Origin of the sequence: Ideonella sp., assembly GCF_041914305.1 — a bacterium.
Classification (GTDB): domain Bacteria; phylum Pseudomonadota; class Gammaproteobacteria; order Burkholderiales; family Burkholderiaceae_C; genus Ideonella.
Window position 1 is genome coordinate 116,686 of sequence record NZ_JAYSDQ010000002.1, and the last position, 17,341, is coordinate 134,026.

The 17,341-nt window shown below is 66.5% G+C and carries 12 protein-coding genes; 4 read left to right on the plus strand and 8 right to left on the minus strand.

The window, feature by feature from the left end:
- The first annotated feature begins 26 nt into the window (after positions 1-26).
- The gene (locus tag ACE3SG_RS03330) at positions 27-2,096 is read left to right on the plus strand and encodes a DEAD/DEAH box helicase (RefSeq protein WP_374562555.1); all 2,070 of its coding nucleotides are present in this window, start codon (positions 27-29) and stop codon (positions 2,094-2,096) included.
- A 131-nt stretch (positions 2,097-2,227) separates the two neighbouring features.
- Here ACE3SG_RS03330 and truD read toward each other — a convergent pair whose 3' ends face one another.
- Positions 2,228-3,241, minus strand: coding sequence for a tRNA pseudouridine(13) synthase TruD (gene truD, locus ACE3SG_RS03335; RefSeq protein ID WP_374562556.1), 1,014 nt, complete (start codon positions 3,239-3,241; stop codon positions 2,228-2,230).
- 558 nt (positions 3,242-3,799) lie between these two features.
- Here truD and ACE3SG_RS03340 point away from each other — a divergent pair.
- The 3 genes from ACE3SG_RS03340 to ACE3SG_RS03350 all read left to right on the plus strand — a co-directional run bounded on the left by ACE3SG_RS03340 (position 3,800) and on the right by ACE3SG_RS03350 (position 8,479).
- Complete coding sequence (locus ACE3SG_RS03340) at positions 3,800-4,303, plus strand: hypothetical protein (protein ID WP_374562557.1); 504 nt, start codon at positions 3,800-3,802, stop codon at positions 4,301-4,303.
- A 166-nt stretch (positions 4,304-4,469) separates the two neighbouring features.
- Complete coding sequence (locus ACE3SG_RS03345) at positions 4,470-7,478, plus strand: DEAD/DEAH box helicase (RefSeq protein ID WP_374562558.1); 3,009 nt, start codon at positions 4,470-4,472, stop codon at positions 7,476-7,478.
- Positions 7,479-7,792: 314 nt separating this feature from the next.
- A complete protein-coding gene (locus ACE3SG_RS03350; protein ID WP_374562559.1) occupies positions 7,793-8,479 on the plus strand; it encodes a hypothetical protein in 687 nt (228 codons plus the stop codon).
- Between the two features lie 261 nt (positions 8,480-8,740).
- Here ACE3SG_RS03350 and ACE3SG_RS03355 read toward each other — a convergent pair whose 3' ends face one another.
- The 7 genes from ACE3SG_RS03355 to ACE3SG_RS03385 all read right to left on the minus strand — a co-directional run bounded on the left by ACE3SG_RS03355 (position 8,741) and on the right by ACE3SG_RS03385 (position 17,338).
- Positions 8,741-9,982, minus strand: a complete 1,242-nt coding sequence (locus ACE3SG_RS03355) for a choice-of-anchor tandem repeat GloVer-containing protein (RefSeq protein ID WP_374562855.1) — start codon at positions 9,980-9,982, stop codon at positions 8,741-8,743.
- Between the two features lie 358 nt (positions 9,983-10,340).
- A complete protein-coding gene (locus ACE3SG_RS03360; protein ID WP_374562560.1) occupies positions 10,341-11,831 on the minus strand; it encodes a GTPase/DUF3482 domain-containing protein in 1,491 nt (496 codons plus the stop codon).
- Positions 11,828-13,348 (minus strand): DUF2868 domain-containing protein, encoded by a 1,521-nt coding sequence (locus ACE3SG_RS03365; RefSeq protein WP_374562561.1) that lies wholly within the window; start codon positions 13,346-13,348, stop codon positions 11,828-11,830. Before ACE3SG_RS03365 ends, ACE3SG_RS03360 begins: the two co-directional genes overlap by 4 nt.
- A gap of 122 nt (positions 13,349-13,470) precedes the next feature.
- Positions 13,471-14,346 carry an alpha/beta fold hydrolase gene (locus ACE3SG_RS03370; protein ID WP_374562562.1) on the minus strand — a complete coding sequence of 292 codons (876 nt, stop codon included), beginning with the start codon at positions 14,344-14,346 and terminating at the stop codon, positions 13,471-13,473.
- Positions 14,343-15,782 (minus strand): serine hydrolase domain-containing protein, encoded by a 1,440-nt coding sequence (locus ACE3SG_RS03375; RefSeq protein ID WP_374562563.1) that lies wholly within the window; start codon positions 15,780-15,782, stop codon positions 14,343-14,345. Before ACE3SG_RS03375 ends, ACE3SG_RS03370 begins: the two co-directional genes overlap by 4 nt.
- Before the next feature lie 32 nt (positions 15,783-15,814).
- Entirely contained in the window at positions 15,815-17,017 is a 1,203-nt protein-coding gene (locus ACE3SG_RS03380; protein WP_374562564.1) for an acetyl-CoA carboxylase biotin carboxylase subunit family protein, read from the minus strand.
- Between the two features lie 57 nt (positions 17,018-17,074).
- Entirely contained in the window at positions 17,075-17,338 is a 264-nt protein-coding gene (locus ACE3SG_RS03385; RefSeq protein WP_374562565.1) for an acyl carrier protein, read from the minus strand.
- Positions 17,339-17,341: the final 3 nt, after the last annotated feature.

Consider the following 17,341-nt stretch of genomic DNA (forward strand, 5'->3'; position numbering starts at 1 on the left):
CCTCACCCGCCTTCCCGCCCTTCGCCATGAGCCTCGCCGACCTGCGCGCCGCGTTGAGCGCCGAGCTCGCCGCCACGCCCGAGTACTACGACTTCAAGGTCTTGCGCACCGAGCGCGACGGTGCGCTGTGGCGTGTCACCCTCGAGCCGGGTTATGTCTATGCCGACGGCCAGGCACCGGGCCGGTCATCGGCCCAGGCGCTGCTGGACGACAGCCTGGACGGCGCCTCGGCCTGGTGGGGCGCGCCCGAGAAGGGCGGCGCCAGCGTGCTGGCCGTGTTGGCCGAAGACGACCAGTTGGTGCTGCAGAACGCCAGTGCCCCGCCACCGGGCACAGACCACCTGATCCGCCTGTACCCCACCCGGTTTCTCAATGCCGTGGCCGACGCCTGGAGCGACACCGCCTGGGCCGAGCGCGCCATGGCCAGCCTGGGCGACCTGGCTCGGCCGCAGCTCGCCGACAGCGGCCCCGCATTGACCGGCGCGCCCTTTCGCTGGCTGCGCCAGGCGCAGCGCGAGGCGCTGTCGCTGGTGCGGCACAGCAGCTCGTTTCTGTGGGGCCCGCCAGGCACCGGCAAGACCACCACGCTGGGCGTGTTGCTGGCCGAGTACCTGGACAGCCGGCCCGGCGCCCGCGTGCTGCTGCTGTCCACCACCAACCACGCGGTGGACCTGGCGACGATCGCCGTCGACAAGGCGCTGCAGAAGGGTCGGCGCGAACACTGGCGCCACGCCGTGCAGCGACTGGGCACGCGTTTCGACGCGGCGGCCTACGCCGGCCGAGAGCATCTGATCCCGAGCGACGACCAGGGCCTGATCGGCTCGCTCGCCCGCGCCGAGGCGGCACGGCCCTCGCCGCGCGATGCGCGGGGGCTGAAGGCCTGGGCAGACCGCGTGGCCGCGCTGCGCGAGCAACTGCGCAGCGCGTCGCTGCAAGTGCTGCGACGCTGCCGCCTGGCCAGCATGACGACCACGCGCGCCGCGTTCACGCTGAAGACGCTGCGCGAACTGGCCGCCGATTCACAAGAGCCAGCATTCGACCTGGTGGTCTTCGATGAGGCGAGCCAGGTGAGCCTGGCCCATGCCCTGGCGCTGATGCCGCTGGGCCGCACCCGCTTGTTCGCGGGCGACCCGCAACAACTGTCGCCGGTGGTGCGCAGCGCCGACCGCGGCGCGCTGCGCTGGCTGGGCCGGTCGGCGTTTTCCGAGATGCCGCGCCAAGGCGATTCGGTGCGGCTGCTCGATGAGCAGTCGCGCATGGCCGGGCCCATCTGCCAACTGGTCAGCGATCTCTACTACGACGGCGCGCTGAAGGTGGCCGCCGACGCACAGGCGTCGACCGACTGGCAGGCGGCACGCCAGCGCACGCTCGGCGAGATCGACGCGCAAACCCATGTGCACGTGCACCGGGTGACGAGCGACGGCGGCTGGTCGGCCGCCGACCGCGGGCCGGTGCGCCGCGAATCGGCCCAGGCCATTGCCGAGACCGTGGCCGCCGCATTGGCCAGCGGCCACTGGCAGGCTAACGAGCTGATCGTGCTGACACCCTTTCGAGCGCAACGGGCCTTGATCCGGCAGCTCCTGGCGGCGCTCGGCGTGGGCGCGGCGGTCAAGGTGAGCACGGTGCACCGCGCGCAGGGCAGCGAGGCGCCGGTGGTGCTGTTCGACCCGGCCGATGGCGCACAACCCTTTCTGCGCACCGAGCAGGCCCAGCGCCTGGTGAACGTAGCGCTCAGCCGCGCCCAGGCCAAGATCGTGGTCTACCTGTCGACCGCCGACACGGCGAACCCGCTGCTCGCGCCCATCGTGCAGCGGCTGCGCCTGGCCGGCGACGCGCGCGAAGCCGTGCCCCTGCGGCACCTCGCCCTGCACCCCGACTTCCCCGCCAACGCCCTCGGCCAGCGGGTGACCACCGGGCGCCAGTGCGGCGAAGTGTCCCGCCTGAGCCCCGACGGCCGGCAGTTCTGGCTGGTCAACGAACGCACCGGCGTGGAGCAGTTGTTCGATGCCGACTTCTGGCGCGAGCGGGCGAAGGCCGACGACTCAACCCACGCGGTCGGTCATGTCGACAGCGGCAGCATCACGACGCGGGCGTAGGCCGGCCGAGAGGCGAGCGCGCCGAACCAGCGTTGCAGCGACGGCAGCACCGGTCGCTCGACCACGCCAAAGTGCCGCCCGGCATCGATGCGCTCATGGCCGAGCCCCAGCAACCCGAGGTGAGAACACCGTCATTCGACGGCCGCAGACTCGTTCTCTGTGTGCCGGTCAGGCTCTGTGGTGCGGAGGATTTCGTTCAGGACGGACGTGGCGTAATTCCCGGCGGGCAACGAGAACGTGAGCACCAGCTGATCGGCTTGCGGCCATTCCCATGACATGTCCGCGGGGCTCGCCACCAGGGCGCGGCGCTCCTGATCCAGACCGGCGTGTTCCATGCCGCCGCACAAGGTGGCGTGACGTTCAGCCACTCCGTTTTCCAGGGCTTGCGCTTGGTCGGTGGTGCTCACGCGGCCCCGACCCCAGAGCGGCCCGGTGGGCCGGCCCGCCTCGTCCATCACGTCGCCGGGCAGGGCCTTGCCCCAGAGCCCCTGCTGAATTCGCAGCGCCAGCACTTCGTTGAAGACGAAGGAGCGCACCGCCGACAGGTAGATGCCCTTCTTCTTCGGGTTGCGCACGCGGATTTCGCGCGCCAGCATGGCCCGGCCTTGCTCGACATTGCCGCCGTCGTGGCCGAAACGTTGCGCGCCGAAGTAGTTGGGCGCGCCATGTGACGCAACGGCATTGAGATTGGCCTCAACGGCGTCGCGGTCGCCGGTCACGTCACGCAGCACGATGCGGAACCGGTTGCCCTGCAGATCACCGGGGCGCAGCTTTTTCACGTGGCGGCTCTGACTCAGTACCTTGAATTCCGGATGCTGAAGCAGGGTCAGGTCAGGCGTTTCGCCCTTCGGCAGATAGATGCTGAACCACTGACGGGTGATGGCGTAGCGGTCCTTGAGGCCGGCATAGCCCACGTCTCTTTCCTGCACGTCGGCGGCCTCGGCCAGCTGCTGGGCGACGAAGGCGGTGTTGGCACCGTTCTTTTCGATGTCCAGCCAGATGTGTTCGCCCTCACCGGAGGGCAGCTGCAGCGGCAGCTCGGTCACGACGAAATCCTCGTTGAGGAGTTTCAGCGTGGCGCTGGCGCCGCTGGCAGGATAAGCGTTGGGCCATGGCGGCAAGGTCGTGTATTGAGCGTCGGTCATGAGCAGTTTTGACAGCACCAGCTGTTGATGGAGACAGGCCCTCACCGATCAGGGGCAGTCCGGGCTGCGATTCTCTCCCTACCCGCAGCGTTGACGACGCGTCAACAGAGGCGACTTCAATGGGAACCGTTGCGCGCTACGACAGGCGGCCTCCGGGCGGCGACATCAACTCACGGACCCGGCCATCTGCTGACGTTCGAAGCCGCCTGACGACAGGCAAGTCAAGACTGGGTGCAGCCGATCGATTCTGGCGGTTGAATGCCCGCTGTTACCCGAACCCGCCATCCGGGCAGATTTCGCGCTGATTCGGCTAGGCGCCAAGCGAGAGAGCGAAGCGCGACCTGATTGCCGGTGCCCAGCGACTCTATCGCCAGGACAACCGGCGAGCGAGACCAACTGCCGAGACTTCCACCATCGCTTGGTAGGGTTATCTCTAGCCCAATTGGACTCGGAACGTGTCGGGTTTTCTGGCGATTTTTCGTTCTTACGAGTTGAAAGGACCCGCGCTCTTGAGGTGCCGAGCATCCGTTGCTTAGCCACCTCCCAGGCAGGCAGACCATGACTCGAAACGAAGTATCCGGAGGGGACCTTGAATACCGCAAATTGCTCGTCGAAGCCGAGCGAAAGGGTCAAGAGGAATTCGACAAGACTGTGCTGTCGCTGTCAGGCGGCGCCCTTGGTGTTTCCTTTGTCTTCCTGAAGGACGTCATCGGCAATCAGCCACTAGACCTGCCTGGGCTGCTGATCGCGGCTTGGGTGTCCTGGGGCTTCAGCACTTTGGCGGTACTACTCTCGTATCACCTTAGTATCCACACGATTCGTCGGTGTATCGAGCAGATCGACAGGTGTCAGCGCGACGAATCCTTCGGCGGCGTTTACGCGGAGTGGACGAAGAGGCTCAATGTCGCTGGCGCCGTGCTGTTTTTTGTCGGAGTGATCTCAATCACTGTGTTTGCCGCATTTAACTTTTCCAACAAGGGAGCACCCAATGCCCGCACCTCGACCGTCAAGCCCGCCGTCTCCGCCTCGGCCGCCGCCCCCGTCTCCAATTCCAAACCGTGAGACTGGTTGGGTCCCGCCAAACCCACCTCCGCCTCCACCGTCGTCGCCGGGGTAGCTCCCAAGCACCAGCATTGCTCGTTTTGCACCAAACATTCTCGATGGATTGCGGACGTCACGGCTCAGCAATGCTTTGCCGCGGCTCGAAGCCGAGGGAAACGGAGCGCTCATGCCGACAAAGGCCGTCTTCGTAGGCATCAACAAGCAGCTCGATCCGACGATTGATGAACTGACCGGCGCGATGCGCGACGCCTGCGCGCTGTGGGCCTTGTTCAGCGACACCATCCCGGACCTCAGTGCACGGTTGTTGATTGACCAGGAGGCGACCAAGGAGGCCGTGTCGCAGGCGATCTTGCGGACGTTGGAAGGCGCCGAACTGGACGACATCGTCATCGTCAGCTTCGCGGGTCACGGGTCGCCGGACGGTAGTCTTGCATTTTACGACACGGTGAGTTCGGACTTGTCCGGTTCGACCCTTCCGATGGCGGTCCTGGCCGACGCCTTCAAGGCCACGCGTGCGCGCGTCGTGCTTTTCATCCTCGACTCGTGCTTCAGCGGTCATGCACCCGCACGCGTCCTCGAAGTGCAAGCGCGGCCCCGGGCGGCATTCTCACTGGAGAGTGTCTCGGGGGAGGGCCGCATCCTCCTGGCCGCGTGTACCGCCACGCAGTCAGCTTGGGAGCAGCCTGGCACGGGTCACGGCCTTCTTACGGGCGCCATCATCCAAGCGATGACCGGGGCAGTCGCCGGGCAGGTGAGTTTCCCGGCGATCGTCGATGAGATCATTCAGCTGACCAGGGTCGAGGCCGAAAGGTTGGGGGTCAATCAGACGCCTGTCTTCCTGGGCAGCGTGCAAGGGGGGCTGGTGTTTCCGCGCCTGGTGCGAGGTGCGAACTTCCAGGCTTCTTTTCCGGCGAGCGATGTCGTACGGCTCGGTGGCAACTTCAACGAACTTCTCTCACATGGCTTTCCTGAAGCCATCGTGCGGCAATGGAGTGAGCGTTTTCCGGGTGGCCTCAACGCCCTGCAGCTGCGAGCAGTCAATGACTTCGGCGTGCTTGCCGGTCGCTCGTTGCTGACGATCGCTCCAACCAGCTCCGGAAAGACCATGGTCGGCGAGCTCGCCGCGGTGCAGTCGGTGATCGCCGGGAAGAAGGCCGCGTTCCTGCTTCCATACCGCGCAATCGTGGCCGAGAAATTCGAGGAGTTCTCGGAGCGGTACGGACAAACAGGCTTGCGCGTCGTGCGCTGCACGGGTGACGCTACCGACAGCGTAGGTGCGGTGCTGAGCGGGCGCTATGACCTCGCCTTCTTCACCTACGAGATGTTTCTGAATCTGACTCTTGGCACACGGCATCTCCTCAACCGACTCGGTCTCGTCGTCGTCGACGAGGGACAGTTCATCACCGATCCGCGTCGAGGCATCACCGTCGAGCTAGTCCTTTCGATGTTGCTGCGCGCGAGGACGCGAGGTGTCTCGCCGCAAGTCGTATTGCTGTCGGCCGTGATCGGTCAGCTTCGCGGCTTTGATCAGTGGCTCAACATCCCGGTGCTGATGTCGCGCGAGCGCCCGGTGCCGCTTGTGGAAGGGGTGCTCGACCGTTATGGTGTATTTCAGTTTGTTGACATTGACAGTTCGACAAAGACGGAGCAGCTCCTGCCGCGACATGCCATCGTTCAGCGCCGGGACAAGCCGTCGTCGCAGGACGTGATCGTGCCCCTGGTTCGGCAGCTCGTCGGCAGCGGCGAGAAGATCATCGTCTTTCGCAACGTTCGGGGGAAGGCGCAGGGGTGCGCGCGCTACCTGGCGGCAGATCTGAATCTCGGTGCTGCCACCGCCGCGCTTGCGGCCTTGCCGGAGCAGGGCCTTACGAGAGCGTCGCAAGAACTGCGGGCCTGCCTTAGCGGCGGGACGGCGTTCCACAACACGAACCTGCTGCGTGGTGAGCGGGAGGCGGTCGAGCGCGGCTTCCGTAGCTTCGACGGCGGCATTCATGTGCTCGCGTCGACGACGACGCTCGCCGCGGGGATCAACACGCCGGCCTCGACGGTCATCCTGGCCGAGAAGGAGTTTCTTGGCGAGGACGGCCGCCCGTTCACGATCGCCGAGTACAAGAACATGGCCGGTCGCGCCGGCCGCCTTGGCTTCAAGGAAATAGGGAAGGCAATCATCCTGGCCGACACGCCGGTCGAACGGGCACAACTTTTCCGACGCTATGTGCAAGGAGTGCCAGAGGATGTTGTGTCGTCCTTCAGCGTCGACGATCTGCCTACCTGGATTCTGAGATTGCTGAGTCAGGTACGCGGCATGCATGCGACGGAGATTCCCGGGCTTCTCGTGAACACCTTTGGTGGCTATGCTGCGTCACGAGCCAGCCCGAATTGGCTCGGCATGATCGAGCAGCGCATAGCGCAGCTCGTCACGCGCTTTCTGAAGGCCGGACTCGCACAGGATGAAGGTGGGGTTATCCACTTGACCCTGCTGGGTCAGGCGGTGGGTGCCTCGTCGCTCTCATTCGAGTCGGGGTTGCGGCTAGTCGAGCTCCTACGCGACATCAACGTCGCCACGACGCCGGCGGCACACGTTCTGGCGGTCGTTCAGGTGCTGGATGAGATGGCGACGGTCTATACGCCCATCATGCGGCGAGGCCGCGGCGAGGCAGTCCGCGTCAGTGATGCGATGGAGCGTTACGATCGCTCCACGATCCATCTTCTTCAGCGCTATGGTGCCGATGAGCACACATTCTGGGAGCGCTGCAAGCGCGCGGCGATCCTGCATGACTGGATCGAGGGCGTACCGGTCGATGCGATCGAGCGGTACTACACGACAAACCCCTACTCCGGCACGATCAGCTTTGGCGACATTGCCAGCATCGCGGAGAGCACGCGCTTTCATCTTCGTTCGGCTCACCGGATTCTGTCCGCGCTGTTACCGGACCAGCCCGGCTACCTCGCGGCGACAGATCAAATACTGATCCGTCTCGAATCGGGTCTACTGGACAGGGCGTTGTCTCTGCTCGCACTGCCTGTACCACTGACGCGCGGCCAGCATCTGGCATTGGTTGAAGTCGGAGCGCTTGATCGAACCGCAGTGCTTGCGTTGTCGGACGACGTTCTCGCGGAGCGGATCGGGAAAGCAAGTGCCGCACGCTTGAAGGAATTGGCCGGATCGACTTGAAGGTGACAACATACCGGGTCCATGAAGCGGGCGTGGACAGCCTGCGGCCGATAGGAATTTGGAGCCATATCGAAACGACGGTCGCCCAGGCCATACGGAGCTGGCGGAGATGTCTCGTAGCTGGCTGTGCAGTTCCTTGACGCCTATCTGAGTTGCTCGAAATCTGCCGTACGAACCCCAAGGCGAAAATGTCGCAATCTAGTCTCAAATCGAAGTCTGGAGATCGCCCTACCGATTGGTACTCGGACTACAAGGCTCCAGAGCTTATCGGTCGAGGCCGAGTGCTTCGCCGCGATCTGGACCCTGGGGACACGGTGTATCGCTACACGTCCATCGATCGAGTGACGCAGATGATCGATCAGAAGGCTCTCACGTTGGTCTCGCCGCGAAAGTGGCATGACCCCTATGAAGAGTGGTGGTGCGACCAACTCTTCGCGCCTGGCAGCCAGCTTGCCACGGCGCACGCGTTCGGCTCTTGTTGGACTGTCAGCTATCTCGATGAACCTCGGTGGCGCCTGTATGCCTGTATCTGCGACGAAGAGCAGGAGCCATTGCCGGCGGTGAGAATAGCGACGACCGTAGGCAAGCTGGTGGATGCGCTGGTTTGGTCCCCGGGAATCGACACCTCAAAGGCCTACATTGGCCGAGTCCGCTACCCGAAGCGCTCGGCAGAGCTGACACGAATTGCGGTTCGACTCAGGGATGGCGGCCATCCGCAGATTGCCAATTCCGCGGCGAACGCGCTGTACACCAAGCGGTACGCGTACCGCTTCGAAGATGAAGTGCGCGTGCTGTGGATTGACCGCTCGAAACGGCGTGACCTTCACGAGATTCCGATCCAGCCAATGTCATTCATCGACCAGGTAATGATCGGGCCGACGAAGAGTGAAGCGCACGTCGCAGCTATCGCGGGCAAACTGTTGGATCGAGGTTTCCCGTCTGACCGCATTCGAGAGTCGGGGCTCTATCGCCGGCCGCGTGAGCTTCCGCCAGAGCCTTAGCATACCGGCTCTACCTTCAGCATATGCAATACAGGCGCACTGTACCGAGCCGTGAAAGCACTCCGTACCTACGACTGACTCGAGCCCGGTGCCTTGAGCGACCGCTTCCTGTAGGAATTGAGCCCGTGGGCACTCGGACGCGGCGGTCCGCACCCGCTGCACAGCAGCCAAACTGGATTTCCCAATGCCTTCAAAGCCTGAGTGCGGTCGCTTGTTCCATCAACGTTGGATTCCATCGATTGCGCATGAAACCTCGTGACTTCAGCGGGTGGATGTCCTCGGTGCAGGGGTGATGCGCAGGCGGTACACCGCGCCTTGGTTGCTGGTGCCGCCGACGGCGGTCGCGCCGAGGAACTCGCCGTCGGACACCTCGACCAGCGGGTTGCTCGCAAACCAACCCTCCTCGCCCTGCAACTGGAAGCTGTGCAGCGTCGTCAATCCGCCATTCGGCGTCAGCCGGAAGAGCGTGCCCCTGTCGAACTCGCCTCCCTGGTTGGTGCTGCCGTAGAACGCTCCGTCCCGGCCGAGCGCCAATTCCTGGAACGGAAACTTGCCTTGGACGTCGACCGGCGGCGTGAAGCTGTAGACGACCTCGTAGTGGCCAGCGGCGTCGATGCGATAGACCAGGCCGCGCGGGTTGTCGGCCCGGTCGGCCTCGATCACGCCGTAGAAGCGGCCGTCCGGTCCCTTGGTCAATGCCTTCAGCGCGGCGCCGTTGCGGCCCTTGCGACCGAAGTCGTACAGCATCTGTGGCGACCCGCCATGGCGGCGCATCTTGAAGACGATGCCGTAGCCTCGCGGGCCTCCGGAGTTCGTCGTGCCGTAGAGCAGGCCGTCGGCACCTTCGACGAGGCTGCCGGTGGGAGACCGGCCGCCTCCGCCGGAGAAGGTGAAGCTGTGCAGCGACGCCACCTGGCCGTTCGGCCGCATGCGGAAGATCGTGCCCTGGTCGTCGCTACCGCCGAAATTGGTGGCACCGTAGAAGAGGCCGTCGCTGGCCAGCAGCAGCTGGCCTTGCGGGCCTCTGCCATCGACCGCCGACTGGAACGAATGCAGCAGCTTGAGCTTTCCTTTCGCGTCAATGCGATAGGCCATGCCCTCGTCGAACGCGCCGCCGGCCAACGTCAGGCCATAGAGCGCACCATCCGCCCCGCGCGCCAAGCCGACCGGCCGGTCGCCGTCGTCGGGCGCGCCACGAAAATGGTGCAGCACCTCGAGTTGGCCGTCGGCCAGGATGCGGAACACAGTCCCCAGGTCTTGGCGGCCGCCTCTGACGGCGGTGCCGTAGTGCAGGCCGTCAGCCCCCTCAACGATCGGGCCCAGGATGTTCTTGCCCTCGAGCCCTCTCATCGGGTGGACGCCCTCGACCGTGACCTCGTCCGCCCAGGCGGGCGCGGCGGCCAAGATCCACGCCAGCAGGGCACCGGTCAGCCACCCATGGCGTGCCGAGACTCGGCGAGGGAAATCAAAGTGCATCCAACCTCCGAATGGCAGGTTCCTCATCTCCGCTGACTGGCGTGGGTTGTCCCAGGTGGCGTGAGACTGGCAAGGTAGGGGCGCCGGCCCGGTAGCGTCAAGGGCAATTCGTGGGGGATGCCGCTCTCCGATGCGGTCGAGGCAGGCCTGGTCCAGCGCCGACTCGACCTCGCTGGGGTAGCTGTTCGACTCGCCGCTGATGATCACGTCCTTCGAGCGATCGCGCAGGGTCAGGAAGAAGACCTTCACCGGCCTGCTGGATCAGCAACGGAACGTCATCGCCGTCGCGGGGGTACAGCGCGACGGCGTTGGAGACGCCGACCTGGGCGTCGCGGGCCGCCGGCTCAATTGGGGCGGCGCGCCAAGTCCCAACGGCCCTTGGCGGCTAGAGAGGGGTCGGGCGTGCGGCGCCGGATGCCGCCTCGACGACCTCGTTCAGGTGTCGCTCGATGATCTCCGGCAGCAGGCGGGCTTCATCGCCCGGGGCGCCACCGCTCTTGCGCAGCGCGGCGAAGGCCCTTTCGCAGCGCTTGCGGTCGGCCTCCGGCCAGTGTTCGACCGTGAGCCGTTGTTCGGCCAACCAGGGCTGAAGCTCGTCGACCTTGACCTGCGCGGCGTCGCGCCGGCCGTGCGCGCGGCCGGCCACGTAGACCAGGGTGCAAAGGGCCCGATCGATCAGGATCCACGGGAAATTGACAGCCTTGAGGGGACCGACGACCACCTCGTTGGCAGACAGCCGAAGCTTGTTCGGCAGCAGCATTCGCATGGCTTTGGGCAGGCTGGCGGTGCGCAGCGAAACCGAGATGTCCGGCTGCTTCTTGCCGAGCAAAAACGCCCCGCCCGCGCCGACGGCTGCACCGATGGCCGTGCCGGCCAGCAGCGTGTGGCCGGCCGTGAGGGCATCGACACCGGCGCCCGCCAAGCCGCCGGCCACCGCGCCGGCTGCCAACAGCTGGTCGCCGCTCAGCCCCAGCAGTCGCCAGGTTTCTTCGCTGAACAACGAATGGCCGAACATGTCTTTCGACTGCCCGGGCGACTGCACGAGGCGGTGAGCAAACAGCCCAATCATCGCGTCGTGCGCCTTGGCCTCCATCGCGGCCATGTCGGCCTTGAAACTGGCTTGAAGCTCGACTGCAGCAGAACCTGGGGCGCCTGCATCTTCCGCCTCGATGGCCTGCCGCTTTGAAAAACCCAGGGCGGTTTCAAGCAGCCCGGTGACGATGGCCGCTGCATCGGCTACGCGAGAGCGCCGGTCGCTTTCGAGCGCGGCCACGGCCTTCTGCAGCTGAGGCTTCCACGCGCGTTCGATGTTGGCCAGGGCTTCGAGCAGATCTTTGCGGTCTTCGAAGCTGGCCCAGTGGGCGTTGAATTCGCGCACGGCATTGAAGGTCTGGGCCAGCACGGCGCGCCACTCATCCACATGGTCGCGCCCGGCGGTGCGGTTGACGATCGCCAGCCGTGGGGCGGCCGTCAGGCGCACGAGCTCGACTTCGCAGCGGTGAAGGTCGGTGACGGGCAGCGAGCCGTCCACCACATAGATGACGCCGGCACCGGCCAGGATGGGTTGCAGCAGCCGGCACTCGGCGTCGAACTCCGGGTCACCCTGGTGCCGATCGACAAATGCCCGAAATCTGGCCAGTGGGTCCGGTGGGGCCGCCGCGGATTGGATTTCGGCCAGCGCCTTGCGCGCGTTCTGGAACCCCGGGGTGTCGTAGAACGTGAGCAGATCGCTCAGCCGAAACTGCTTCACCTCGACCGTTTCGCCGGGCATCGGCGACACGCGAACCTCGTCGTCTTCAGACAGCGTCGACACGACGGAAGACTTGCCGTGGTTCACCGCGCCGATGACGGCGAAGGTGGGCTTCGGCGCGATCACCGGCATCGCTCCACGCCCACGCCAAGCCGGTGGATGGCGACGAAGCGAGACCAGATCCGGTGCCGCTCGTCCATCGATGACGCATCGGGCGCGGCCTCACCGGCGTCGCCTGCAAGAAGCACGACCACCTCGCCGCCAGGCTGGACGGCGGCGCTGAGTTCACGAAGAAAACTGGCGATGGCGACGATCGGGTTCTGCGTCGCGGGTGCCACGACCGCCACCGCGTCAGGCCGCGTGCGCAGCCCGGCAGCCAGCTCAGGCCCGAGCCGGTCGTCGTCGATGCAGGCCGTCACGATCTGGTCAACCTTCCACCCCAAGTGGTTCTGAACGAGCATCGTCAGCTGCGCGTCGTCGAGCGCACAAGCGTCTGATCTGACGGCCAGCACCCGCTGTGGGCGCACGTGCGCGGTGCCGGCACCGGGCGATTCGGCCGGCAGCTCTGCGTTGCCCCCGGCCGAGACGATCAAGGGCCCCTGAAGCCGGCGCCAAAGCGCATTCGCAGCCGGGTGGTTGAATGCTGGGCGCCGCAGGCGCCATCGAAGCAGGCCTTCCATCAGCGCCGCGGCCATGAGCCGGAGTGTCAAGCCATAGAAGGCGACGGCGCACAGAAGAAAGGGCCACCAGGCATGCGCGGCCGATGGGTCGAGCGACAGCGAGCTCTGGCCGCGGGCGAATTCGGTGGCCAGAATCTGCGGCCTCGAGGGGGCCAACCCATCGGAGATCCAGCGCCAGGGTGCGGCGATCACCTGGGTGGCCTGGTAGACGGCCTCGGGGCCGAGGGAGTAGGTCGACTGCCAGCCGAACCGCAGTTCGAGAAACGGCAGGTAGACCAACAGCATGGACGCCAGAATGCCCAGGTTGAAGGCGATGGCGAAAGCCTGCGTCAGCTTCATCAGCTCGAGGCCGACGAACGGTGCGAGTCGGCCGGACCGTGCGCTGACCCGCGCGAGTTGCTGCCGCACGGCCATGCGGCGTTCGCCGTTCAGACGGCCGGCCAGCCCGGCCATCAGGCGCACCAGCGTCTCCATCCAGCCCCGCAGCGTGGTGAACCGAAAGCCCATCGCGCGCGCTGCCGCAGCCAAGAGCGCCGCCACGACGATCCCCACCTGCAGCCCCACGGTCCACACGAGGAACAAGGGGGCGTTGATGGGTTGCGGCCCGTCGTGCGAGAGAAGGCCCGCCGTGGTGGCAGCCCCCAACAGCAGGCCGATGGCCACGGCCAACGCCCCGGCCGCCCGAAGCCCACGCTCGAACAGGGCGCCGGCCGATGGGCTGTCGGCGGCTGCCCCGGATGCACGCAACCAGGCCAGGAAGACGGCTGAACGGTCACTCGCCAGGTGGCGCAAGGCCGGCGCGATGCGTTCGACGAACAAAGCCCTGTCACGAGCGGGATCGGCGCCGCTCGTGGCATCGAGCGCGAGCTCGAAGTCGATCAGGTCGGCAAAGCGCCACCGCGCGCCTTTCGGCGCGATGGCCGATGGGTCGTCACCTTCGATCTCGTTCGATGGCCGTGGCACACGCTCCCCTGTTCATGGCCTCGCGCGGGCCCACCATGGACTGGCGACCATGGCCTTCTCACGCCTGGTTCGATGAACAGCTTAGCAGGCGAGCCCTTCACCCAGGGCCCACGTGGCGCGAATCAGCAGGCCAACGCCGGCTCGAACCAACGCCCCAGCGCGGTCAGCAGCCCACGCGGGTTGTCGATCTGCACCGAGTGGCCGGCCATCGGCACGACGGCCAGCTCGGCTTGCGGGCAGGCGGCCACCAGGCTTTGCGCGCATTCGCGCGACACCACCCACGACAGCGCACCGCGCACCACCAGCACCGGCAGCTGCAGGCGGCCGAGTTGTTCGTTGGTGGTGGCCAGGTCGTCGCCATGGCACAGCGCGTCGAGCACGGCGATGTCGAAGCGTGGGCGGTGGCCGGCATCGGTCGGCCGCAGCGCCGCGTGGGCCACGGCCTCGAGCAGTTGCGGGTTGGCCAGCACGTGGCGCCGGCGCAGGATGGCCACGTAGTCGGCGATGCTGTCGTAGGTGCCGTGCATCAGCGCCAGCGCAGTGCGCACCAGCTTGATGTTGGCCGGGGCCACTTCGGTGGCGTAGTCGACCAGCGCCAGCGCGGCGTAGCGCTCGGGGGCGGCGGCGCAGGCCTGGATCGCCACCGCGGCACCGAGCGAGTGGCCGATCAGCAGCGGCTTGCGCAGGCCGAGCACCTCGACCAGCGCCGACAGATCGGCCGCCATCTCGCGCACCTGGTAGTCGCTGGGCGCCACGTGCGGTGAGCCGCCGTGCCCGCGCAGGTCGACCGCCAGCACCTCGCGCTTCTCGGCCAGCGCCGGCGCCACGCCTTGCCAGACCCACGCGCAATCGCCCAGACCGTGCACCAGCAGTGCCGGCGGCGCGGTGCTGCCCTCGGCGGCCGGCCAGCGCAGCAGGTTCAGGCTCAGGCCGGACGGCAGCGTGACGGTGCTGGCGATCGGCGCCTTGTCTTGCGGTGGGGGCGTCGTGGGCGTCATGGCGAAGTGGCCTTCGTCGTCAGGGGTGGAGTGTCGTGCACGGCAGCCACGGCCGAGGCGACCAGCGCCTCGAAGCCGCGGGCGCCGAAGTCTTTGGCGTGCGAGCGGCCGAGCCGAACAATGACCAATCGCTCGGACGGGATCACCGCCAGGTACTGGCCCAGGTTGCCGAGCGCGTAGAACGCATCGGCCGGCAGTTGCGGCATCAGCGGCATGTCGAACTTGCTGATGCGCACGCCATTGGGGTTGAGCGTGCGGTTAGGCCACCAGCCGGCGCCGTAGTCGGTCTCCAGCGTCGGCGCGGTCGACATCTTGACCCAGCCTTCGGGCAGCAGCCGCTGGCCGCCCGCCACGCCGTCGTTCAGGTACAGGCTGCCGAAACGCGCCCAGTCGCGCGCCGAGGCCAGCATGTAGTGCGCGCCGATCGGCGTGCCCGTGGCGTCGGTCTCCATCGTCACGTGCTGCATGCCCAGCGGGCCGAACAGCTCGTTGAACGCGAACTGCTGCACCGCCTCGCCGCTACCGCCCGCCTTGTCTCGCACGATGCGGGCCAGCAGGTGCACACCAGCGCTGCTGTAGAACCAGCGCGTGCCCGGCGCGGCCTTGAGCTTGGCCTGCTCGGCGAAGGCGGCCATGTCGGCCACGCCGCCGTAGAACATCTGGTTCGACGGGTCGAAGCCGCTGCCGGTCTCGTCCAGGTCGAGCCCGCTGGTCATGCGCATCAGCTGCTCGACGGTCACCGCGCGGCGCGGGTCGTCGGCGCCCTGCCAGGCCGCGATTGGCGCCGGCGCGGTGATGTCGAGCTGGCCCTTGCGCACCAGGATGCCCAGCAGCGCATTGATGACCGACTTGCTGATCGAGAAACCGAGGATCGGCGTGTCGACACCATAGCCCGGCGCATAACGCTCGGCGATCACCTGCCCGTCGCGCAGCACCACCACGGCCTTGGTCCGTTCATAGGGCGGCTGCGCGGGCTCGGCGAAGGCCGCGTCCAGCACCGCGCGCCATTTGGCGTCGCTGGGCTCCACGATCGCAGGGCCGGCGATCGGCGGCAACAAGGGCGCGGCGGTCGGGTGCACAGGCGCCGGCGCGTCGTTCAACTGCCCGTCGATCGGCACCAGTGCGCAACCCAGCCCTTCGCGGTAGACGGCGCGGCTGCCCAGCGTGCCGGCCAGGGTGGCGTCGACCTCGCGCCGCGCGGTGTCGACGTGGTAGACCAGGCTCCAGCCGACGAGGTTGAAGCCCGGCCGCGGCTGCAGGCTTTCGGCGAAGACCACGTTCGGGTCCAGCCCGCTGACGAAGGTCTCGGAGCAAAGGTCGTGCGCCGCCACGCCGGTGGCCACGCGCAGTGCCCGGTCAGGGCGAAAGGTGCTGCAGGCGCTGACCCCTGCAACGACCACGGCGGCGGTGACCAACAAGGCAGTGCGAGACGGCATGGGTGGGTGGTGTGCGATGGTGGTGGGCAGGCTCAGTGGCCCAAGGCCCCAATGTAGTCGCGCAGCGCCTGCGCCGACCGGCTGCGCACCAACACGTGGCCCAAGCGCTGCTCGACACCGAAGCCGCCGGCACCCGTGTCTTCCTTCGCGTGGCGCACGCGTTCGAGCACCTCGATCGACGGGTCGAGCGGGGTCGCCTGGTTCTCGTGGAAGAGGAACTTGACGCCGTAGCAGTAACCGTCGCCTTCGGGCGTGTGCCGGGCCAGCGCCGAGCGCACGTCGCCGCGGCAACGCAACAGCACCAGGCACTCTTCGAGGCTGACACCGTGCCGCTTTTCGGTGATGGTCGAGATCAGGTCGCCACCAATGCGGCACGCCGCCTCGATGACCTTGACCTCGCCGTCGCACCACTTGAACTCGACATGCAGCACCGCCGATTCGAGCTGCCAGGCGCGGATGATCCCCTCGACGGCCCGCTCGGCCTGGGCCTGCATCGACTCGCTCAACCACGGCTCGCCCGAGATGTGGCCGACCTCGTCGCAGGTCGGGTAGGCGCTGAGCAGCTTGCTGGTCAGGAAGGCGGCCACCAGCTTGCGCTTGTCGACCACGCATTCGATGCTGTACTCGGGGCCCATGGCCACCTCTTCCAGCAGCCCCTGGGCCGAAAACGCCACGCCAGAGAACGATTGCGAGTGCTTGAAGATGCGGCGGTAGATCTTCTTCGCGCTGTCGGCGTCGTCGCACAGGCGCACGTAGAAGCTGCTGCTCAGGTCGATCGGCTTGACGATGACCGGGAAGCGCACCGACGACCAGTCGAACGCCTCGACTTCTTCCATCGAAGAGAACTTGGCCAGCAGCTTCGGCTGGTTGACACCGGCGTCGGCAAAGCGCTGGCGCATCTGGTATTTGTCGCGGTACGACTCGATCGGCCCCAGTGGGTTGTGGAACAGGCCCAGCCGCGCGCTCAGCCGCTCGCCCAGCAGCACCGAGTATTCGCCGGCGGCCACCACCGCGTCGTAGCGGCCCAGCAGCGGGGCCATCGCCTCGTCGTCGTCACCGGCCACCGCCAGCTCGTCGATCGTCTCGAGCGAATCGTTGGCGAACGACACCAGGTAGTGCTTGGTCGGCGGCCGCGGGGCCATCATGATCGTCATGTCGACACCGGCGCGGCTGCAGGCGTCGGCAAAGCGGGTCAGCACAAACAGTGCTTTGGGCTTGAGCAGGAGGATGTTCATCGGTCGGCCTCGCGGTGGCGGTGGGCAGCGGCGGCGCGGCAGCGCCGCAGCGGGGTATCAGGAAGAGAAGAGATCGACATCCTTCTTGGCCAGGATGTCGCAGAAGCCTTGCACCGAGTTCAGCGCAAACACCTCGGCCGCGCCGAACGAGACCTTGAACTGCTCTTCGATCGCGACCACCAGCTCGACGTGGCGCAGGCTGTCCCAGTTGCGGATGGTCTTGGTGCTGGAGCTGAGCGCGATCTCTTCAGGCTTCACGCGCAGCACCTGCGCGAACACCTGCTTCAGTGCTTCGGGGACTTCGTGGGCGGCAACAGACATGGT